Below are 21,407 nucleotides of genomic sequence, written 5' to 3' on the forward strand. Positions count from 1 at the left end.
CATCACCCGGGGAACGGGACCGGTCAGGACACAGGCCGCGAATCCGCCCAGGCCACCTCGAACTCCTCGCGATACGTCCCGAAGAGCCCGTCCTCGCCCGCGTCGTCCGGCTTCAGGACGCGCCCTCCGCCGCGCAGGACGAGCACCGGCGCCTCCATCCCGCGGGTGCGCCGCAGATACGACTGCACGACCGCCACACCGTCCGAGCCGTCCCCGTCCACGAGGTACGCCGTGAAGCGGGGCGTCTCGTCGTAGACCTGGATCTCGAAGGCGCCGGGGTCGCGCAGCCGGGCCCTGACCCGGCGCATGTGCAGGATGTTCATCTCCACGGAACGGCTCAACTCGCCCCGCTTTATCCCCAGTTCCCGCTCGCGTCGCTTCACGGCGCTGGACGCGGGGTTGAGGAACAGCAGCCGGGTACGGCAGCCGGACTCGGCCAGCCGCACGAGCCTGCGCCCCGAGAAGTTCTGCACGAGGAGGTTCAGGCCGATACCGATCGCGTCGAGGCGCCGGGAGCCGCCGAAGAAGTCCTCGGCGGGGAACTGCCTCAGCAGCCGCACCCGGTCCGAGTGCACGGCCACCACGTCCGCGTAGCGGTCGCCGACCAGGTTCTCGACGGCGTCGACGGGCAGCCGGCGGGCGGACGGCACGTCGCTGCCCGCGCCGAGGATCTCCAGGAGCTTCGCGGAGGCGCGCTCCGCCTGGGCGAGGACGGCCTCGGACAGGGCCCTGTTCCGCGAGACGACGTTGCGGGTGACTTCCAGCTCGTCCAGGGCGAGTTCGACGTCCCGGCGCTCGTCGAAGTACGGCTCGAAGCACGGCCAGTGCTGCACCATCAGCTCGCGCAGCTGCGGCAGGGTGAGGAAGCTCAGGACGTTGTCGTCGGCGGGGTCGAGCAAGTAGCCCTTGCGACGGCTGACTTCACGTACGGCGACGGCACGCTGGACCCATTCCTGGCCGGCGGGTCCGGCGGCGGCGACCACCCAGTCGTCCTCGCCGTGCACGGGTTCGTAGATCGGGCGCAGAACAGCGGCCACGACCGCGCGCAGCCGCTGTTCGACGAGGTTCAGCCAGATGTAGGCCCGGCCGGCCCGCTGGGCGCGCGTACGCACCTCACCCCAGGCTTCGGCGCCCCAGTCCAGCTCCGCGCCGATCTCCATCGGACGGGCGAGGGACACCGCTCCCGGTGGGGCATCTGCGGAGCTCCCCTCGTGACCGCCGTCACCAGGGGGCAACTCCAGCCCTCCGGACCCCACCCGCACACCGCCTTCCGCTCCCCCGAGCACTCCCCCAGCCAACGATCAAGGAAGGGTACTCCGGGAGCGGCGGGCGGTGCAGCCGGATGGACAGGTCGTTTCTCAACTACCGCCTTGTACTTGCCCGTTCTGGTCGGCCAGCTCCGGCGGAGTGAGCGGATTCATAGCGGTGACGTCCCGCGGGGCCATCGAGAAGCCCTGCCAGTGGACCGGCATGGGCTGCTGGTCCTCGTCCCGGGCGACGTGGTGGAAGCCGATGTTCACCCAGCCCACGGGGTGCGTGAGGGCCTGTCCGTTGACCCACTTGTCGACGGACTTACCGCCTCCGGTACCGCAGTTGCGGAGGTTGTTGCTGGCGAACTGTTCGCACTTCTTGTACTCGGTGAAGTACATGTCGTGCTTGGTGAAAGCGCGGCCCGGGTACTTCGAGGTGGCGCCCGGCACGAACTCGTACGAACGGGCGTGCTCGTCCTTGTTCTTGCCGGTCGTGCTGACCACGCGCCACCAGCGCATGTTCTTGGCGTCGCCCGCGAGTTCCTTGGTGATCTTCGTGCGGGTGGTCTTGTTGCGCGGGGCCTCGCCGCCGGCGGCCGGCGGGCTGACCACGGAGTCGTACTGCTCGATCTTGTTCTTGGAGGTGCCGTCGAGGCCGAAGTTGAGCCGCCAGAAGACGTTGTGGCTGTGGCTGGTGGCGTACGACCTGGCGCCCTTGCCGATCGGCCAGCCGCGGCCGTCGCCGGCGTCGTAGTCACCGGGCGAGAGGCTGCCGGTGGCGCCGACGTTCATGTTGATGGTGCCGTCGTCCTGGAAGCGCCACTCGGTTATGTACTCGTACCAGCCGACCTGGTTGACCGTGTAGACGAGCAGGTCCTTGCCCTGCTGCTGGAAGACCTTGCTCGCCGAGTCGCCCTGCATGCGGTAGGCGTGGCCGCGCGAGCGGGTCGTGGTGCACAGGCCCTTGACGTCCGGGTGCTCCGGGTCCCAGGAGTCCGGGACCTTGACGGTCTTGATGGTGCCGCCGGGACACTCGCCGGGGGCCATGTTCATCAGGCCCTGTCCGAAACCGGCGCCCGTGAGGTCGTCGTACTCGACCGAGCCGTCGTCGTAGGGCACGTGGATCTGGGCGAGCTTCGCGCTCGTCAGGACCCGGATGGGGGCGGCCTCGCCCTTGGGCTGGTACGAGACGTTCTCCAGGACGAGCCCGGCCTCGCTCTCGTAGTGCCAGCACATCGTCCAGGTGGTGCCGGTGGCGAGCTTCTGCTCGATCTTGTACGCCGCGCTGCAGTCGGCGGCGGCAGCGGCCGCGGGGGCGGCCCTGGTCTCGGCGACGGCCGGTCCCGCGGCCGTCGTGACGCCGACGGCCAGGGCGGCCACCGAGAGGCCCGCCGCCGTCCGCCTGCGGGCGCGGCTGATTCTGTTCAGGCGCATGAAGAAATGACTCCCTTGCACAAGCAGGAAAGTGGGAAAGGTGAAGTGAGGTCGGCGAAGTCGACTGTCCCTACGGAGGGAGGCCGGTGGACCGGGAAGACTCAGCCGACCTTGGCGACCTTGCGGGCGCTGAGGTCGACCACCAGGTCACGGCTGTCGATCCAGGACCCGTTCTTGATCTTCACGAAGAGCCGCAGGCAGCGGTGCTCGCCGCAGTCCGCGAGGGCGGCCGGCGTGCCGGAGTTCGCCCGGAAGACCATGCTGTTGAGCATCAGCTGGTCGGGAGTGGTCAGCTCCTTCCCGGTCGCGTCCTTGTAGTCGGCCTTCAGTCCGGCACCCAGCCGGTCGGCGATCAGGAGCTGCGCGGCCTCGACGGTCTCGGCGCGGCTGAGCGGCGGCTGGACGCCGTGCTGGGTGTCGGTCGACTCGACCTTGCCGGTGTCGAGGTTCACCGTCCTGGTGACGAGCGAGTCGTCCTTGTAGTCGTAGAACGACACCTCGGCGCGGCGCGGCGCGTTCGGGTCGTCCAGTTCGCTCGCCTCGGGCTCGGAGAGGTCGACGGTGATCCGCTGCGGCCCCTTCTCGCCCTCCACGTTCTCGCTGCTGCGCAGGAGCTGACGGTCCAGGGCGAGCTTCTCGACCCGCTCGGTCTCGTCGTCGGTGAGCGGGTCGCGCCCCTTGCCCTTGTCGCCCTCGGCCGGAGCCTGCTCGACGACACCCGGCTGCACGGCGCCCTGCCCCTGGCCCTGCTCCCCGGCCTGCCCCGCCGCCTGGGCGGTCCGGCCCGTCCCCTGGCCGCCGGAGTCGTCGGCGCCCGCCGAGCCCGGCAGGGTGATCCCGACCATCACGGCCGTCCCTGCGACCGCTATGGCCGCGCCCGCCACCACCTTGCCCAGATGGCGGTGCACTATTGTGCGCACATTTCCCCCTACTCCCCCTGTATCTCTAGGAGTCGATCGAGTTCCACTGGTTCGGCATACCGCGTATGCACTGGTCGACCGGTAAGAGGGAGGTAAGTCCTAGGTGGTTCCATCAGTTTCGGGGACACTCGGGCGGGAGTCGCCCTCTGCGACGTCGCACAACTGGAAGAGTTGCATCCATGCAGGTCTGGCCTGGACAGGCGTACCCACTCGGTGCCACGTACGACGGCGCCGGCACGAATTTCGCGGTCTTCTCGGAGGCCGCGGACCGGATCGAGCTGTGTCTGCTGCACGACGACGGCTCGGAGGCGGCGATAGAGCTGCGCGAGACCGACGCGTTTGTACGGCACGCGTATCTGCCCGGCGTCATGCCGGGCCAGCGGTACGGCTTCCGTGTGCACGGTCCGTACGAGCCGGAGCGGGGGCAGCGCTGCAATTCGGCGAAGCTGCTGCTCGACCCGTACGCGAAGGCCATAAGCGGCAGCATCGAATGGGGCGAGGAGGTGTACGGCTACCACTTCAAGTCGCCGGGCAAGCGCAATGACCTGGACTCGGCACCCCACACGATGAGCTCCGTGGTGGTCAATCCGTACTTCGACTGGGGCGACGACCGGCGCCCGCGCACGGAGTACCACCACACCGTGCTGTACGAGGCCCATGTGAAGGGCCTGACGATGCGGCACCCCGGGCTGCCCGAGGAGCTGCGCGGCACGTACGCGGCCCTCGCCCACCCGGCGATCATCGAACACCTGACCGAACTGGGTGTCACGGCACTCGAACTGATGCCCGTTCACCAGTTCGTGAACGACCATCGTCTGGTCGACATGGGCCTCAACAACTACTGGGGCTACAACACGATCGGCTTCTTCGCCCCTCACAACGCGTACGCGTCCTGGGGCGACCGCGGACAGCAGGTCCTGGAGTTCAAGTCGGCCGTCCGCGCGCTGCACGAGGCCGGTATCGAGGTCATCCTCGACGTGGTCTACAACCACACCGCCGAGGGCAACCACCTCGGCCCGACGCTGTCCTTCAAGGGGCTCGACAACGCCTCGTACTACCGGCTGATGGACGACCCGACCTACTACATGGACACCACGGGCACGGGCAACTCCCTGCTCATGCGGTCCCCGCACGTGCTCCAGATGATCATGGACTCGCTGCGGTACTGGGTCACCGAGATGCACGTCGACGGGTTCCGCTTCGATCTGGCGGCGACCCTGGCCCGGCAGTTCCACGAGGTGGACCGGCTGTCGTCGTTCTTCGACCTGGTCCAGCAGGACCCCGTGGTCTCCCAGGTGAAGCTGATCGCCGAGCCCTGGGACGTCGGCGAGGGCGGCTACCAGGTGGGCAACTTCCCGCCCCTGTGGACCGAGTGGAACGGCAAGTACCGCGACACCGTACGGGACATGTGGCGGGGCGAGCCGCAGACGCTCGCCGAGTTCGCGTCCCGGCTGACCGGGTCCTCGGACCTCTACCAGGACGACGGGCGGCGCCCGCTGGCCTCCATCAACTTCGTCACCTGCCACGACGGCTTCACGATGCACGACCTGGTGTCGTACAACGAGAAGCACAACGAGGCGAACGGCGAGGACAACCGCGACGGCGAGAGCCACAACCGCTCGTGGAACTGCGGGGCCGAGGGCGACACCGACGACCCGGAGGTCCTGGAACTGCGCGGGCGCCAGATGCGCAACTTCACCGCGACCCTGCTGCTCTCGCAGGGCGTGCCGATGCTCAGCCACGGCGACGAGTTCGCGCGTACGCAGGGGGGCAACAACAACGCGTACTGCCAGGACGGGGAGCTGGCCTGGGTGCCGTGGCCCGAGGACGGCAGCGAGTTGCTGGAGTTCACCCGCGCGATGGTGTGGCTGCGGCGCGAGCATCCGGTGTTCCGGCGGCGCCGGTTCTTCCACGGGCGGCCCGTGGAGGGCACCCACGACGAGCTGTCGGACATCGCCTGGTTCACCCCGGCGGGTGAGGAGATGACCCAGGACGACTGGGACTCCACGCAGTCGCGGGCGCTGTCGGTGTTCCTCAACGGCAACGCCATCTCGGAGCCGGGGCCTCGCGGGGAGCGGATCACCGACGACTCGTTCCTGCTGTTGTTCAACGCCTCGGCGAAGACGCTGGACTTCGTGGTGCCGGTCAATCATGGGCGGCAGTGGCAGGTGATCGTCGACACGGGCCGGTCCGCGGGGGTTGCCCCCGGGACCGGGGCGAAGGTTCAGGCCGGTGACAGCCTGTCGATGGTGGACCGCAGCATGATGGTCCTCCAGCGACCGGCGTAGCGCTCCGCACGGGGTGCCGTTTACGGGTGGGGGCCGGCCGCGCCGTTCCCCGCGCCCCTGAAGGCAAAGATTGCGCGGTTCCCCGCGCCCCTGATGGGGGGCGCGGGGAACCGCGCGCTCAGCCACGGCGGGCCCGCACCTGCAACCCGCACCTACAAACGGCAGCCCCCGCGGAGCGGCAGCGTGTCGGGAGACACGAAACGGCGCCGGCCGGGTACGTAAGTCTTCATGACACCTGCCGCGCCGACCGCCACCTACCGCCTGCAACTCCAGCCGGAGTTCCCCTTCAGCGCGGCCGAGCAGGCCGTCCCCTACCTGGCCGGGCTCGGCGTCTCGCATCTGCATCTGTCGCCCGTCCTGGAGGCCGTACCGGGCTCGGGGCACGGCTACGACGTCGTGGACCCCGCGCGCGTGCGGGAGGAACTCGGCGGCGAGGAAGGCCTGCGCGCCCTGTCCCGTACCGCCCGCGAACACGGCCTGGGCCTCGTCCTCGACATCGTGCCGAACCACATGGCGATGTCCCCCCGCCACAACCACCCCCTGTGGGAGGTGCTGCGCGAGGGCCCCGACTCGCCGTACGCGCGCTGGTTCGACATCGACTGGGACGCCCAGGGCGGGCGCGTCCTGCTGCCGGTGCTCGGGCAGCCGCTGGGCGCGGAGACCGGCGCCCTGGTGGTCGACGGGGACGTCCTGCGCTACCACGACCACGCGTTCCCGCTGCGGGCCGGCACCGCGGACCTGCCGCTTCCCGAGCTGCTGGACGCGCAGTGGTACCGGCTCGCCTGGTGGCGGCTGGCCCGCACCGAGCTGAACTACCGGCGGTTCTTCAGCATTTCGGAGCTCATCGGGGTGCGCGTCGAGGAACCGGAGGTCTTCACGGCCACCCACGCCAAGATCCTTCAGCTGCTGGACGAGGGCGTGGTCGACGGGCTGCGGATCGACCACCCGGACGGCCTCGCCGACCCGGACGCGTATCTGCGGCGTCTCCACGAGGCGACGGGCGGACGCTGGACCGTGGTGGAGAAGATCCTCGCGGACGGCGAGCCGCTGCCCGCCGCCTGGCCGGTCGCGGGCACCACCGGCTACGACGCGCTGCGGCACATCGACGGCGTCTTCACGGACCCGGCGGGCGCCGGTGAACTCCTCGGCCAGTACCGGCGGTTCGCGGCCCCCCAGGCCGACCGCGGGGGCGTCTGGGAGGCGACCGTGCGGCGGGCCGCGTACAAGGTGGTCCACCACGAGCTGGCCGCCGAGGTCGACCGGCTCACCCGCGAGGCGGACCGGCTGTGCCGCACGTCCGCGGACCCGGCGCTGCGCGACCGCGCCCCCTGGGCCCTGCGCACCGCGCTGCGGGAGCTGCTCGTCCGGCTTGAGGTCTACCGGCCCTACACCTCCGGGGACGCCGCGTCGGTCGTCACCGAGGAGGCCGCGGAGGAGGCCAAGCAGGCCTTCAAGGTCCCCGAGGAGGCCCACGTCGTCGATCTCGTACGGGATCTGGTGCTGGGCCGGGTCGGTGAGGGCCCCGGGTTCGCGGCGTTCCGGGCCCGGTTCGCCCAGCTCGCGTCGGCGCTGCGGGCCAAGTCCGTGGAGGACACGGCGTTCTACCGGTACGTACCGCTGCTGTCGGCGACCGAGGTGGGCGGCGAACCGGGGTCGCCCGCGGTGTCCCCTGAGGACTTCCACACGTACTGCGCGCGCGTGCAGCGCGACTGGCCCGCCACCGGCACCGTGCTGTCGACGCACGACACGAAGCGCAGCGCCGACGTCCGGGCCGCGGTCTCCGTGCTCACCCAGGCCCCCTCGCGCTGGGCCGACCTGCTCGCCGAGGTGACCGGGCGGACGGCCGCCGAGGGGGTGGGCGCGCCGGATCCGCAGGTGGCCTGGGCCGCCTGGCAGACCGCCGTCGGACTCGGCCCCGCGGACGGCGAACGGCTTCAGGGCGCCCTGCTGAAACACATCAGGGAGGCGGGCCTCGCCACGGCGTGGACCGAGCAGGATCCCGCGTACGAGGAGGCCGTGGCGGCCTTCCTGAAGGCGGGCCCGTGCGGGGTGCCCGGCCGGCTCGTCGCCGAGTTCAGGGCCTCGCTGGAGCCGTACGTGCGGGCGAACGTCCTCGGGGCGGCCCTCGTCCATCTGACGATGCCGGGGGTGCCGGACCTGTACCAGGGCACGGAGGCCGAGTACCGGGCGCTGGTCGACCCGGACAACCGGCGGCCCGTGCGTTTCCCTCCGGAGGACGCTGAGGACGCGGAGGGCGTGGAGGGTTCGGAGGGCTCGGGCGGCCTGTCCGACCTCTCCGGTCTCTCCGGGCTGTCCGGGCTGTCCGGGCTGTCCGGGCTGTCCGGGCTGTCCGCCGAGAAGGCCTTGCTCACGACGGCCGCCCTGCGGCTGCGACGGCGGCGCCCCGCCGTGTTCGGCGAGTCCGCCGCGTACGAGCCGCTGCCCGCGCACGGCCCTGGGGCCGCGCACTGTCTGGCGTTCGCGCGCTCCGGAGAGGTGGTCACGGCCGTCTCCCGGCTGTCGCTGCGCCTGGCGGAGGAGGGCGGCTGGCGCGACACCGAACTGCCGCTGCCCCCGGGACGCTGGACCGATCTGCTCACCCCCGGCCGGGAGTTCACGGGGCACGCACGCGTGGAGGCGCTTTTCGGACGGTTGCCCGTGGTGCTGCTGGAGCGGGCGGGAGACGATCCCGTGTCCGGCGGCTGACGGGCGCCGCCGGGGTACTGGTGCCGGTCGCGACCGGCGTCCGGGGTGACATCGCCGCCCCGGACACCCGTAAGTGCTGCTGGGCGCTCCCCGGAGGCGCCCCTTCGCGTACTTGACAGTTCATCCAGTCCGTGGAGTACTGCGGATTGCGACGCCGAGCGGACCAAGTCGGGGGTGAGTCTCCTGCCGGAGCTGCGCTACCCCAGTGTGACCGAACTCGAACGCTCCGCCGGGGCTCTGGCGGCCCATCGGCCGGGCCTGTGCTGCCTCAGACAGATCGGTGCCTCGCGCGCCGGCCGACCCCTGTACCTGCTGTCCGTGGGCCGTGCAGAGCGCGCGGTGCTGGTCGTCGCGGGCGCCCACGCCAACGAGCCCACCGGCGGCTCCACCCTGCTGGCACTGGCCGAACGGGTCGTGCGTGAGCGGCGGTTGCGGGCCGACACGTCCTGGCACTTCCTGCTCTGCGCGGACCCCGACGGCGCCAGCCTCCATGTGACTCCGGCGCCGCGCACCCTGCTCGACTACCACCTCGGCTTCTTCCGCCCGGCCGGACCCGAGCAGCCCGAGTGGTCACCGTCTGTGCTGCCGCCCGACCGGCTGCCGCCCGAGACCCTGGCCCTCTTCCGGGTCATCGACGAACTCCGCCCCTACCTCCAGGTGACGCTCCACGGCACCGACCTCGGCGGCAGCTGGGTGCAGCTCACGAAGGACATCCCGGGCCTGGCCGAGCCGTTCGCCAAGTCCGCGGCGGAACTGAACATCCCGGTCGAGACGGGCGCCTCGGACGCCGCCGGCTGGCCGGCCTCCGGGCCCGGGGTGCATGTGATGCCCGCGCCCGGCACGGACCTCGCGCACCTGAGCATGCCGGACGACGCCCGGCAGAGCACCTGGTACCGCGCCCATCTGTACGGCGGCCTGACCGCGGTCGTCGAGGTGCCGATGTGGGCCAGCGACCTGGTGGACGATCCGACGCCGCATCCCGCGCCGGCGGCGGCGATGCGGCGCCTGGCACGCAGGCTCCGGCAGGACGCGGGCCAGGTCGAGGACGTCCTCGTCGAGGCGCTGCCGCGGCTCCCCGGCCCCGCCGGGCCACTGCTGCGTGCCGCCAAGTGGGCGCTGGAACTGGTTCCCGGGCTGGCCGGCGACTGGGTCCGGCCGCCGCCCGCGGACACCACGATGGCGCACGTGGGCAGCGTGGACGCGTTCGGCCGCCGGCTCCCGCTGCGGGCCGCGGCGATGCTCCTGCGGGTCCTGCGGGAGGCCGACGACCGTGCCGCGCCCGCCCTGGAGCACCTGGTCGGGTCCTGGAGCGAGGCCTTCGCCCAGCGCTTCCGGGCGCGCTGGGTGCCTCTGGAGCACCAGGTCGAGCACCAGAGCCGCACGGTGCTGGCCGCGGCGCGGCACGCCCGGGACGGGGCGCCGTGAGACTCCGGCCGGACCGTCCCGCGCGGACGTGCGCGGACGGAACCGGCGGCCGACGCGGTCAGTACGACCGGTGCGGTTCGTGCGACAGGCGCGGTCAGTACGACCGGTGCGGTCCGTGCGGCAGGGGGAACACGGCTCCCGTCCGCGCCGTCATCACACAGGAGTTGGCGAACGTCTCCTGGTACGTGACCGCACGGCCGCCCCACTGGCCGCGCGCCGAGGCGGACACCGGCGCGTAGACCATCGGGCAGAAGGTGTCCTTGAGGGGGATCCGGCCGACGTCGCCGTGCGCGGCCCTGAGCTCCTCACAGGCGCGTGGGGCCTGCGCGTGTCCCCTGGGCGGGTCGCAGAGCAGGAGCGTGCCCCGGATGTCGCCGGAACCGGAGCCGGAGCCGGAACCGGAGTCGGAACCGGGCTCGCCGCGGGCGACGGTCACGTAGAGCCAGTCGCCGGACGGCGGCTCCGGGAGCACCGCCGCCCGGGCCTGCACCGGCCCGGCCAGGAGGAGCGCGCAGGCGGCGAGCAGAAGGGCCCGTACCGCCGCGGTCGCTTTTCGGTTGTTCGTCATTGCCTGTGCATCGGCACGTCGGGCCTCCGGGCCCACCCCGACTCACTCGAACGGCACTTCGGCCCTCGTCGCGGGCATACCGAGCGGACGCGCCGCCGGCCCCGGTACGGGACCGCGGTGGCGGGCCAGGTCGAACGCGGCGAGCACCACCCGCGTCTGGTACTCGGCCTGCCGCGCGACCGGGATCCAGCGCGCCCCGTGGCCGTCGTGGTAGTCCGCGCACCACGCGTCGATGAGCCGGTCGAGGTCGGCCGTCGCGCCGTACGGGTCCTGTCCGGTGGCGGTCACCAGCTGGTGCAGCAGCCCCGCCGTGCGCAGCGCTATCCGGCGGGCGGAGATGCGCAGCGCGGTCAGCCCGGACGTGGCGAGCGGCGGCAGCGGGCGGGCGGCGCCGTCGGCGTCCGTACCCGGTCCCGTGTCGGGATCCCAGGAGTCGGCGATGCCGGGGCAGACCAGAACGTAGTCGTCGACGGGGGCGAGGAGGCGGTCCACGTCCCCGGCCGTGCCGAGGCAGGGGCGGATCCGGGCCAGCAGTTCCTGGAGAAGGACCGTGTCGCGGCGCAGCGTCCGGGTGACGGCCCTCAGCGCGTCCTCGGTGTCGGCGGGCGCCGAGGGGTCCTGCACGGCCGCCACACCCCACATGGGGGCCTCGACGACCGCGGTCACCGTTCCGTACGGATGCGGGTGGAACCAGGTGGACTCGACCGCCGCCTCCGTGATGGCCGCGGCCAGGTCGCCGCGTCGCGGGGGCGGGATCCGGTAGACCGCCGGCCCCAGCGTGGGCCAGTACAGCGTGTCGTACGGGGCGAGTTCGAGCGGGATGTCGAAGCGTGTCGCGATCTGCGCGAGGCGGGGCGCCATGCCGGGCAGGTCGCGGGTGAGTTCGACGAAGCCGCCGCCCACGTCGACGCCGTGCAGGGAGCACTGGAAGAAGGGCCGCAGTTCGTCCTGGAGGGCGAGCAGGGCGCGGGTCTCCGGCAGTGCGGCCCCCGCCGCGCCGTCGGGCAGCCATTCGGGCTGCTCCATGAAGCCGGGCCGGAAGAAGTTCCGGAAGTGGTGGCCGAGTGTGTACGGGCCCGACAGCCAGCCCTCGTTGCGGCGCGAGCCGTCGGGGTCCAGGCACAGCAGGAGGTTCCAGGTCACGTCGGCGCCGTCGCACAGCCGGGGGTCGGCCAGGGCCCGTTCGGCCAGCCGCAGGACGGTGGCGCCGCCGACCGGTTCGTTGGCATGGGGGCCCGCGACGACGAGGACCTGGCGGCTGCCGTGTCCGACGGACAGCAGCCGCAGCGGGAGTCCGGCCCGGGAGGTGCCGACCCGGCGCAGCCGGGCGTCCCGTGGGCGGCGGTCCACGAGGGCGGCGGCCCGGAGGCCCAGTTCGTCGACGGACGGGTAGCGGAGGAGTGGCGGCAGGGTCTTACCTCCGCAACGAGTAACCACCGGGTCACTTGGTGTGCATGGTGTACGCACAGTGAGTCACGGCCGTGGAGGCGCCGTCAACACCGGTGCACGATAGAAATATGCACGCTCGCCGGGTCTTCGGGCGGAGTCGGCGGTTCCGTCCGTCGGCCCCTTCGGCGGAGGCGGCGGTTCCGTCGGCGGGTCCCGGACACGCGGATCGGGGTGGCCGGTCTCGGGTCCCGGGCCTCAGGTCCGGTCCGCCCGGTCCGCCCGGTCCACCTAGTCCGCCGCGAGCCGGAACACCATCCGGCCGAAACTGACCTGGTCGCCGACCTGGACGACGGCGGCGCCGATCACCCGCCGCCCGTTCACGGCCGTGCCGTTGGTCGAGCCGAGGTCGCGCAGCACCCACAGGCCGCCCTGGCGGGTGAGTTCGGCGTGCACCCGGGACACCGTCTCGTGGCTGAGCCGCAGGCCGCTGGCAGGGTCGCGGCCTATCCGCAGCGGGTACCGGTTCTCGGGCCTGGGCAGCAGCAGCTTGGGCAGCCGCTCGGCCTGCCAGGCCCGGCGCAGCCGGACGTTGAATCCGGAGATCGCCTCGACCGTGCCGAACAGCAGTCGCGACCAGCGGCTCTCGGTGCGCAGGTCGGCGGTGAGCGCGGCGAGTTCGTCCGCGGTGCGGGCGGCGAAGGCGAGTTCCATCCGCAGGAGGAACGTGTCGTGCGAGAGCCTCCCCAGGGCGGCACCCTCCCGCAGCGCCTTCAGCGTCCTGTCCCGCTCGGCGTCCGACAGCCTCGCGGGAGCGGGATAGGTGTGGAACTCCGAGGACGACGTCACGCTGCTGATTGTCTGGCAGCACGGCCGGAGTGTCCAGAAAACGCAGCACTTCAGCGCAGTGCGCTCACCGGGCGCGGCCGGTTTCCGACGCCTTTCAGGCGCCTTTCCGGCCTCTTTCCGACACCGTTCCGGTGTGTTTCCGCCGTCCGGTCAGGCGGATCGTCGTCCGATCGGAAGGATTCGAAGGTGAATTGATCTCGTTTGGCGCACCATGGGACCGGCGAGGTCACGGTGAGCAGACGAGGGAGAACCGTCCGTGCAGTTCGAGGTGTGGGCACCACAGGCCGACCGCATGACGCTCCACTGCGCGGACACCACGCGCGCGTTGGGGCCCGATCCCGAGCGCCCGGGGTGGTGGACGGGAGAGGCCGAGGCGCGAGACGGCACGCGGTACGGGTTCGCGGTGGACGACGGTCCGGTGCTGCCCGATCCGCGCTCCCGCCGTCAGCCGGACGGACCGGACGGCCTGAGCGCGGTCGTCGACCAGGAGCGGTACGCCTGGCGCGCCGAATGGGCCGGGCGCGGGCTGCCGGGCGCCGTACTGTACGAGCTGCACGTGGGCACGTACACCCGTGAGGGCACGCTGGACGCGGCCGCCGAGCGGCTCGGCCACCTGGTGGAACTGGGAGTGACACACGTCGAGTTGATGCCACTGTGCCCGTTCCCGGGGCGGCACGGATGGGGGTACGAGGGGGTGTCGCTGTGGGCCGTGCACGAGCCCTACGGCGGCCCGGAGGCCCTGAAGCGGTTCGTCGACCGGGCGCACGAGCTCGGGCTCGGCGTCGTCCTGGACGTGGTGCACAACCATCTGGGGCCGTCCGGTAACTACCTGCCGGCGTTCGGGCCGTACTTCACGGACACGCACCACACGCCCTGGGGTTCGGCCGTGAACCTGGACGCGGCCGGTTCGGACGAGGTGCGCGCCTTCCTGCTGGGCAGCGCGCTCTCCTGGCTGCGCGACTACCGGCTCGACGGGCTGCGCCTGGACGCGGTGCACGCGCTGTACGACACGCGCGCGTGCCACTTCCTGGAGGAGCTGTCGGCCGCCGTGGACGCCCTCTCCGGAGAGCTGGACCGGCCGCTGTTCCTCGTCGCCGAGTCGGACCTGGGCGATCCGCGGCTGATCACACCCCGCAAGGAGAACGGGCTCGGTCTGCACGCGCAGTGGAACGACGACTTCCATCACGCGCTGCACACCGCGCTGACCGGTGAGACACAGGGCTACTACGCGGACTTCGGCCGTTCCCCGCTCGCGGCGGTGGCGAAGACGCTGACGGCGGGCTACTTCCACGACGGCACGTACTCAAGCTTCCGGGGCCGGCGGCACGGGCGCCCGCTGGACCGCGCGCGGGTCGCCGGGCACCGGCTGCTCGGCTACTCGCAGACCCACGACCAGATCGGCAACCGTGCCCTGGGCGACCGGCTCTCGGCCTCCCTCTCCCCCGGTCTGCTGGCCTGCGCGGCCGCGCTGACCCTCACCGGACCGTTCACGCCGATGCTGTTCATGGGCGAGGAGTGGGCCGCGGGCACGCCCTGGCAGTTCTTCACGGACCACACGGACCCGGAGCTCGCGGACGCCGTACGCCGGGGCAGGCGACGGGAGTTCGGGGCGCACGGGTGGGCCGAGGAGGACATCCCGGACCCGCAGGACCCCGCCACCCGCGACCGGTCCTGTCTCGACTGGTCCGAGCCGGAGGACGGGGACCACGCGCGCGTGCTCGGCTGGTACCGCGAACTCATCGCCCTGCGGCACGCCCAGGCCGACCTCACCGACCCCGATCTCACAGACGTGAAGGTCGCGTTCGACGAGCGTGCCCGCTGGCTCGCCTTCCGCCGCGGTGACGTCCGGGTGGCCGTGAACTTCGGCAAGGAGCGGGCGGCGATTCCGCTGGGCGCCCGGCAGGCGCGGGTGCTTGCGGCGTGGGAGCCGGTGGAACTGCCCGGCGAGGACGGGGTGCTCGGGTTGCCGGGCGAGTCGTGCGTGGTGCTTGTGCAGGGGTGACGGGGCGTTCCACTGGGTGCGGATATGCGTCTGCGCGTGCGGTGGGGGCTGAGCGCGCCGTTCCCCGCGCCCCTAAAAGATTGCGCAGTTCCCCGCGCCCCAGGATTGAGGGCGCGGGGAACTGCGCGGCCGGGCTCCACCGGGCCCGCGGGTCAAGACCATGCCTCGTCCGGGTCCTCGGGAAAGTCGGTGATCCGCTCCAACAGGATCGCCTCCCAGGCGCGGGCCAGTTGCGCACGCAGCAGCGGCAGAGCGCTGTCGTCACCGAGCCGGTCGGCGAGACGGGTCAGCGTGTCGCAGCGGGCGAGCCACAGCCCTCGCAGACAGGGCCGGGCCCCGTAACCGGCCAGGGTCGCCGCGCGGACCGCCGCGGGCGCGCCGACGGCCGACGCGAGGCCCGCGATGTCCTCGGTGGGGTCGCCCACCACGGCGTCGGTCCAGTCGAGGACACCGCGCACGCGCCCGTCACCGCTGACCACGAGGTGCTCGCCCTTGAGGCCGTGGTGGACGAGGAAGGCGGCGCCCGGCTGCGGGGCGAGCTGGACGGCGGCGGGCGCGGTGAGCTGCTGCAGCCGGGCGGGGTCGAACTCGTCGGCCGCGGCGAGCTGTTCGGCGGCGCGCTCGGCCTCGGCCCGCAGCGTTTCGAGGGACCGGGGCGTGGCGCGGGGCACGCCGAGCGACTCGGCCTGGCGCCCCGGCACCTCGCGCAGCCCGGTGAGCAGCCCCGCCAAGTCGGCCTCGCCGACGGCGGACACGTCCCTCCGCTCGCCGGAGCCGCCGGGGATCAGCGTGTCGAGGGTGTACGCCAGACCGCTCGCCCATTCACCGTGCGCGATGCTCACCGGAACGGCGACGCCGATGTGGGGGCGTACCACGTCACGCAGTCGCAGCTCGCGTCGTCTGCGCCGGGACGCCTCGCGGTCCGGGGCGAGCCGCAGCACATGGCGGGCGCCCACGAACCAGGTGAAGTGCTCGCCGTCCTCGGCGACGGGCGTGATCCGGGTGCCGCCGCCGTCCGGGAGCAGGGAGCGGACGAGGCGTCGCACGGTGTCCGCGGTGGGTGTCGTTGCCTGGGTCATGGTCGCGCCGTCCGCCGTCGGGGAGTCCGGGGTGCGGGCTCCGCTGTCTGGTGCCCGCCGAACGTGGTCAGTTCACGACGGCCATCTCCCGGGGGGTGTCGTTGAGGCGGCGTCCGCCGTCCTCGGTGACCGTCACGATGTCCTCGATGCGTACCCCGAAGCGGCCCGGCAGATAGATGCCGGGCTCCACGGAGAAGCACATCCCAGGTACGAGGGGCTGCTCCTCGCCCTCGATCATGTACGGCGGTTCGTGGGTGGTCACGCCGATGCCGTGCCCGGTGCGATGGATGAAGCGGTCGCCGTACCCGGCCTCGGTGATGTGGGCGCGGGCTACCCGGTCGACATCCTGGCAGGCGATCCCGGGCCGCACGGCCTCGAACGCGGCCTGCTGGGCGGCGCGGACGATGTCGTGGACGCGCTGCTCCTCGGCGCTCGGCTCGCCGACGTGCACCGTGCGGGAGGTGTCGGAGCCGTAGCCGTGTTTCAGCCCGCCGAAGTCGAGGACGACGGTGTCGCCGTGCTCGATGACGCGGTCCCCGGCCTCGTGGTGCGGGTTGGCGCCGTTCGGACCCGAGCCGACGACCGTGAAGTCCACCTGTTCGTGCCCGAACCGCCGCAGCAGAGCGGCGAGGTCGCCCGCCACGTCCGACTCGCGGCGGCCCGCGAAGGCGACCTTCAGGATCTCCTCGTACGTCTCGTCGGCGGCGGCGCCCGCGGCCGCCAGCCGCTCCAGCTCTGCGGCGTCCTTGACGGCCCGGAGCATCGGCAGTCCCTCGGTGAGGGAGACGTACGAGGTGCCGGGCAGTTCCTTCTGGAGGCCGAGCAGGTGCAGCGCCCAGGTGTTGTCGCTCACGCCGAAGCGGCCGGAGGCGTCGAGGAGCGGGGCCGTCGTGGCGTACGGGTCCTTGCCGTCGGTCCAGTCGCGGAGCGTCAGCACGGGCGCGCCCGCGGCCTTCTCGGCGTCCGGCGCCTCCAGGGTGGGCACGACGAGCACCGGGTCGTGTCCGGCGGCGAGCACCAGCAGGGTGAGCCGCTCGGTGGCCGCGGGCGGCGCGTAGCCGGTGAGCCAGACGAGGTCGGGTCCGGGAGCGACGAGCACCCCGGCGAGTCCCGCCTCGGCGGCGGTCCGCGCGGCGCGCTCCATCCGTGCCCGGTAGTCGTCGGCGGTGAAGGGCGCGGGCATGCCGGTCATCCGGTCCTCCGTGGGGCGATCCGTGGATCTGATCGTGAGCCTGTCGTGGCTCTGCCGTGGGGCTGTCGTGGGTCCGTCGTGTCCGTCGTGGGGCTGTCCGTGGCCAAAAGGGCTACGGGCAGCATCCTGCCCGGACAGCGGGGGTGACGCGAGCCGGTCGACGCTTATTTCGAGGGCAAGGGCCTTCGGGGGCGTCAGCCGTCCAGGGCGAGCCTCGCGCCGAGGAGCAGCAGAACCCCTCCGGAGATCTGCTCCAGCCTGCGCCGCACTCCGGACCGGGACAGTACGGCCCTCATCCGTCCGACGAACCACACGTAGAGGCTGTAGTAGCCGATCTCGTAGACCGCCCAGAGGGCGGCGAGCCCCAGCATGGCGGGCAGGTGCGGGACGCCCCGCGGTACGAACTGCGGGAGGAAGGACATCGCGAAGATCGCCGCCTTGGGGTTGGCGAGGTTGATCAGCAGCCCGGTCCGGTAGGAGGCCCAGCCGCTCCTCCCCTCCTTCCCCTCCTCCCGCATCCCGCCGTCGTCCGCAGCGCCCTCGGCGCGGCGCGCCCGCCACAGCGTCTGTACGCCGAAGACGACGAGTACGACGGCGCCGACGACGCGCATCACGTCGTACGCCACTTCGGAGGCGGTGAGCAGGGCGGTCAGGCCGAACGCGGCGACGACGCCCCACACGAAGACGCCGGTCTCGTTGCCGAGGACCGTCAGGAATCCGGCACGCCTGCTGTGCAGCGACTGCCTGATGATCAGCACGGTGCTCGGGCCGGGCGAGGCGGCTATCAGGGTGCAGGCGCCGAGGAAGGCGACGAGGGTGCTGAGCATGGGGCCATCGTGGCCCTGCGCGGAAGGCGCGGCAACGCATTTCCTCTTGACGGCCATGGATCGCTCGACCATTACATCTATATGGATCCGTAGTGGATCTAATGGTTGGATGACGGCTGGTCATTAGGTTGCACTGCCATCCAGGGGAGGCGAAGGAACCATGCCCGTGCTGGCGCACATCAGCGACCTGCACCCATGTGCCGGCCGACGAGGGGCGGTTGACGAGCCGCTTCAGGGTGGCCGTGCGACGGACGGACCGGCCCGGTCGGGTTCTCGTCAGGTGATGACGCCGGGGGTCACCGACAGCTGCCGGTAGCCGCCGCTCGCGTGCCGGAGCGTGAGTCGGACCGGCGCGCCGGGGCGTGCGGCGGCGACGGCCCGTGCGAGGCCGGCGGCCGAGTCGACCCGGGTCGTACCGAGGACGAGCAGGACGTCACCCCGTACGAGGCCCGCGGTGTGACCGGGCCCGGGGACGTGCACGCCGACCAGGAGCGCGCCCGGGCCTTCGGACGCGTCGACCGCCTCCACGCCGAGGGTCGGCCGCTCGCCGGACCGGCCGGCGGACGGGGAGCGCGGGCGCTCGGACGAGGTCGTACGCGCGGCCGAACTCCCGGCGCCCGGACCGGACCGGGTACCGCCGCTCCCCGCGGAGGCGGCGGACGCCTCCTGGGCGCCCGCCCGCCCCTGGGACTCGGCGAGTCTGCTCATGCCGATCACCGTGGCGCCCACGGTGCCGAGCCCGACCCCCGACAGCACGAGGACCGTCCCGACGAACAGGCTGAACAGCAGGGTCATGAGCCGTCGTCCGCGGCGCCGTGCGGCGTGCGGGCGGCGGCCCGCACCGGACAGACGGTTGCCGCCGCCCGGCCCCTGACCACCCCTGCCCTGACCGCCCGACTCCTGATCGCCCGACTCCTGACCCCCTGGCTCCTGATCGCCCGGCTCCTGACCGGGCATCGGCTTGGGACGCAGCACTGTCTGTTCCATGGATCACCTCCGGCCAGAGCTCTACCCTCCGCACCTGCCCGCGACGATCCCCGAACGGGTGATACGGCCGAGGTCAGCAGACCGTCGCGGTCCGCCAGACCGTGCCGAACGGCAGCTCCGGGAGCTGTCCCGGTACGAAGCCGTGGGCTCGGCGGGCCAGGTCGGCGGCCCCGTAACGCCGGCAGTCGTAGTGCCACTTCAGGATGCCGGCCATCCAGTTCTGCAGTTCCACGACATAGCCGTCCATGATCGCCCGGACCTCGTCCGAGAGTCCGAAGTCCTCGTACAGGACCGGCAGTTCATGGGCGGCGACATGCTCGAACTGCCGCATGCGCTGGGTCATGAGGTCGTGTACGACGCCGAGGGCCTTCGGGTAGTCGCAGCCGAAGAAGTTCTGCACGACGAGGATCGCGTTGTGCACCTCGCCCTCGTACTCGATCTCCTTCTGGTAGGAGAAGACGTCGTTGATGAGCATCCCGTAGTCGATCGCGGCGTTCTCCAGCGACCGGACGGGGCCGCTGCGATAGACCTCCGGCGGGACCTCGGGGCCGTGTCCCAGGCGGCACAGGCTCATGGTGAGGTCGGAGCCGAAGGTGGCGCGGCGCATCTCCAGGTAGTCGACGGGGTCGGGGATGCGGTGCTGCAGCTGGTTGGACAGCTCCCACACCCAGCTCTCCGTCATGACCTCCACCGAAGCCCGCATGGTGCGGCGCGCCTCCCGGGTCATCGTGGCCGTCGTGCGCTGCCAGAGATCGGCGAGTCCGCGCTCCATCGCGTTGGCCGGGGGCGGGATCTCCTCCCCGTCGACGGGCATGCAGGCGGACAGCCGCGCCGTGCACAGCTTCGCGGCGGCCAGGTCCCTGCGGGCCCCGAACACCATCGGGTAGTAGTCGTCGCCGTACGTCCCCCAGACGAGCCACTGCGCGCTGAGGTCCAGGGCCTCGGGGGTGCCGTCGGGGTCGAGGCCCGCCGAGCACAGCGGCAGGTCGTAGGCGGCGAGCTTGTCCTCGTCCCAGACGCCCTCCTGGAGGATGCCCATGCTGTGCGACCACGGGGTGATGCGCCGCCGGGCGCCGTCCAGGTCGGCGTTGAGCCGGACCTGGAACGGCATGTAGAAGTCGGGGAGCAGGGAGGGCCCCACCTTCTGGAACGGCACGTGCGTGTACGCGCGCAGCCGCTCGGCGCCGGCCGCGGCGAGCAGCGCCCCGACGTCTGCGGCGGAGGTGCCCGGACCGGTGAGGCCCTGCAGCGGGGAGGACTTCACAGCGCCTTCGTTCATGTAGCGGCTCGACCTCATGTGCCATTCGTGGCCGCCCGACTGCCAGTCCTGCAGCCCTCGCGTGTACGCGGCGGCGGCGCGGACCTCGTCCGGTGTGAGGCCCTTCTCCAGGGCCAGCGCGGGTACTTCGGTGAGCGCCGTGTGGTCGAACTGGTAGAGCCGCGAGGTGAGGATGTCGTTGACGGTGTCGGCGGCCTGCTGCGTCGTACAGCCGAAGAACGTCTCCAGGACGAGCACGCCGTTGCTGAGTTCGCCCTCCTGCTCGACCTCCCGCTGGTACGAGAAGAGGTCGTTGCGCAGGTGGACCGCGTCGGAGAAGGTCTCCATCAGCACGCGCATCGGGCGGGAGCGGGCGATCTGCTCGGGGACCTCCGCGGTGGCGTACTCCACGAGCCCCGCCGACCAGGGGGCGCCGCCCACCTTGCGGCGCATCTCGATGTACTCGACGGGGTTCGCGATCCGCCCTTCGTTGATGTTGGACAGCTCCCACATCGACTCGTTGAGCAGGTGCTCGGTGGACTCGGCGAACCTCCTGCGCCAGCCCATGGACATCGAGGGGACCGTACGCGCCCACAGGTCGGCGAGCCCGGCCTCGACCGGATTCTGTGGCTCCGGCACGGGAGTGGAGAGGTCGAGCGGCATGAAGAGCGGGAGCCGGTCCAGGTAGGCCTTGCCGCCGGAACGGTCCTGGCTGCGCTTGAAGGTCTCCAGGAAGTGGTCGTCGAAGAAGAAGACCCACACGTACCAGTCGGTGATGAGGGAGAGGGCGGGGCCGTCGCACTCGGGATGCGTGTACGCGCACAGCAGGCCGTAGTCGTGGGCGTCCAGGTCGGACTGCTCCCAGACGCCGGAGCCTTCCAGCATGCCCATTCCGCGGGCCCATTGGGTGGTGTGGGCGCGGGCCTCGTCCACGTGCGGGTTCAGCCGTGCGGGGTGCGGTGTGTAGAAATGCGGAAGTTCGAACGGCTGCGTCATGGGGCGGGGCCTACCCGGGGTCGCGTGAGGGCATCCGTGGGGCGGCTGATGATCGCACCATCGCGTGAACGGAAGAGTGAGCGGGTCCCGTTCGGGGAAAGGGGCCGCTTTTTCCTCGCCCCCGCCGCCCCTACCCTTCCCGTCACTGCATGGGGGCTCCGCCCCCTCGCCCCCGGTATCGCGCTGCGCGCTCGTCCTCAAACGCCGGACGGGCTGAAACGTATTCAGCCCGTCCGGCGT

General features: G+C 71.9%; 15 protein-coding genes. 4 read left to right on the forward strand and 11 right to left on the reverse strand.

Features of this window, described 5'->3' with window-relative positions:
- Nucleotides 1–23: 23 nt before the first annotated feature.
- The 3 genes from OHS59_RS11280 to OHS59_RS11290 all read right to left on the reverse strand — a co-directional run bounded on the left by OHS59_RS11280 (nt 24) and on the right by OHS59_RS11290 (nt 3,604).
- A complete protein-coding gene (locus OHS59_RS11280) occupies nt 24–1,256 on the reverse strand; it encodes an SAV2148 family HEPN domain-containing protein (protein ID WP_328493261.1) in 1,233 nt (410 codons plus the stop codon).
- A 102-nt stretch (nt 1,257–1,358) separates the two neighbouring features.
- Nucleotides 1,359–2,684: a copper amine oxidase gene (locus OHS59_RS11285; RefSeq protein ID WP_328493262.1), complete on the reverse strand. Its 1,326-nt coding sequence runs from the start codon at nt 2,682–2,684 to the stop codon at nt 1,359–1,361.
- Between the two features lie 101 nt (nt 2,685–2,785).
- On the reverse strand, nt 2,786–3,604 hold the full coding sequence (locus tag OHS59_RS11290) for a Tat pathway signal sequence domain protein (RefSeq protein ID WP_328493263.1): 819 nt from the start codon (nt 3,602–3,604) through the stop codon (nt 2,786–2,788).
- 179 nt (nt 3,605–3,783) lie between these two features.
- Here OHS59_RS11290 and glgX point away from each other — a divergent pair, with 179 nt between their 5' ends.
- The 3 genes from glgX (at nt 3,784) to OHS59_RS11305 (ending at nt 10,023) form a co-directional block, all read left to right on the forward strand.
- Nucleotides 3,784–5,892: a glycogen debranching protein GlgX gene (gene glgX, locus OHS59_RS11295; RefSeq protein WP_328493264.1), complete on the forward strand. Its 2,109-nt coding sequence runs from the start codon at nt 3,784–3,786 to the stop codon at nt 5,890–5,892.
- A 228-nt stretch (nt 5,893–6,120) separates the two neighbouring features.
- Nucleotides 6,121–8,598 (forward strand): malto-oligosyltrehalose synthase, encoded by a 2,478-nt coding sequence (gene treY, locus OHS59_RS11300; protein WP_328493265.1) that lies wholly within the window; start codon nt 6,121–6,123, stop codon nt 8,596–8,598.
- 174 nt (nt 8,599–8,772) lie between these two features.
- Nucleotides 8,773–10,023 carry a M14 family zinc carboxypeptidase gene (locus OHS59_RS11305; RefSeq protein ID WP_328493266.1) on the forward strand — a complete coding sequence of 417 codons (1,251 nt, stop codon included), beginning with the start codon at nt 8,773–8,775 and terminating at the stop codon, nt 10,021–10,023.
- 94 nt (nt 10,024–10,117) lie between these two features.
- Here the strand turns inward: OHS59_RS11305 and OHS59_RS11310 are convergent, their stop codons facing one another.
- The 3 genes from OHS59_RS11310 to OHS59_RS11320 all read right to left on the reverse strand — a co-directional run bounded on the left by OHS59_RS11310 (nt 10,118) and on the right by OHS59_RS11320 (nt 12,826).
- Nucleotides 10,118–10,591, reverse strand: coding sequence for an SSI family serine proteinase inhibitor (locus tag OHS59_RS11310; protein ID WP_328493267.1), 474 nt, complete (start codon nt 10,589–10,591; stop codon nt 10,118–10,120).
- Nucleotides 10,592–10,633: 42 nt separating this feature from the next.
- Nucleotides 10,634–12,028 carry a M14 family zinc carboxypeptidase gene (locus OHS59_RS11315; protein WP_328493268.1) on the reverse strand — a complete coding sequence of 465 codons (1,395 nt, stop codon included), beginning with the start codon at nt 12,026–12,028 and terminating at the stop codon, nt 10,634–10,636.
- Nucleotides 12,029–12,268: 240 nt separating this feature from the next.
- Entirely contained in the window at nt 12,269–12,826 is a 558-nt protein-coding gene (locus OHS59_RS11320; RefSeq protein WP_328493269.1) for a DUF1707 and FHA domain-containing protein, read from the reverse strand.
- 256 nt (nt 12,827–13,082) lie between these two features.
- On the opposite strand from OHS59_RS11320, the gene treZ reads away from it, so the two are divergent.
- Nucleotides 13,083–14,828 (forward strand): malto-oligosyltrehalose trehalohydrolase, encoded by a 1,746-nt coding sequence (gene treZ, locus OHS59_RS11325; RefSeq protein WP_328493270.1) that lies wholly within the window; start codon nt 13,083–13,085, stop codon nt 14,826–14,828.
- A 152-nt stretch (nt 14,829–14,980) separates the two neighbouring features.
- On the opposite strand, the gene OHS59_RS11330 is transcribed toward treZ, so the two are convergent.
- The 5 genes from OHS59_RS11330 to cyc2 all read right to left on the reverse strand — a co-directional run bounded on the left by OHS59_RS11330 (nt 14,981) and on the right by cyc2 (nt 21,167).
- A complete protein-coding gene (locus OHS59_RS11330; protein WP_328493271.1) occupies nt 14,981–15,907 on the reverse strand; it encodes an aminoglycoside phosphotransferase family protein in 927 nt (308 codons plus the stop codon).
- A 67-nt stretch (nt 15,908–15,974) separates the two neighbouring features.
- A complete protein-coding gene (locus tag OHS59_RS11335) occupies nt 15,975–17,099 on the reverse strand; it encodes an aminopeptidase P family protein (protein WP_328493272.1) in 1,125 nt (374 codons plus the stop codon).
- Nucleotides 17,100–17,293: 194 nt separating this feature from the next.
- On the reverse strand, nt 17,294–17,926 hold the full coding sequence (locus tag OHS59_RS11340) for a LysE family translocator (protein WP_328493273.1): 633 nt from the start codon (nt 17,924–17,926) through the stop codon (nt 17,294–17,296).
- Between the two features lie 276 nt (nt 17,927–18,202).
- Complete coding sequence (locus OHS59_RS11345) at nt 18,203–18,913, reverse strand: PDZ domain-containing protein (RefSeq protein ID WP_328493274.1); 711 nt, start codon at nt 18,911–18,913, stop codon at nt 18,203–18,205.
- A 73-nt stretch (nt 18,914–18,986) separates the two neighbouring features.
- A complete protein-coding gene (gene cyc2, locus OHS59_RS11350; RefSeq protein WP_328493275.1) occupies nt 18,987–21,167 on the reverse strand; it encodes a germacradienol/geosmin synthase Cyc2 in 2,181 nt (726 codons plus the stop codon).
- Nucleotides 21,168–21,407 lie beyond the last annotated feature (240 nt).

This window comes from Streptomyces sp. NBC_00414 (assembly GCF_036038375.1).
Taxonomy (GTDB): Bacteria; Actinomycetota; Actinomycetes; order Streptomycetales; family Streptomycetaceae; genus Streptomyces.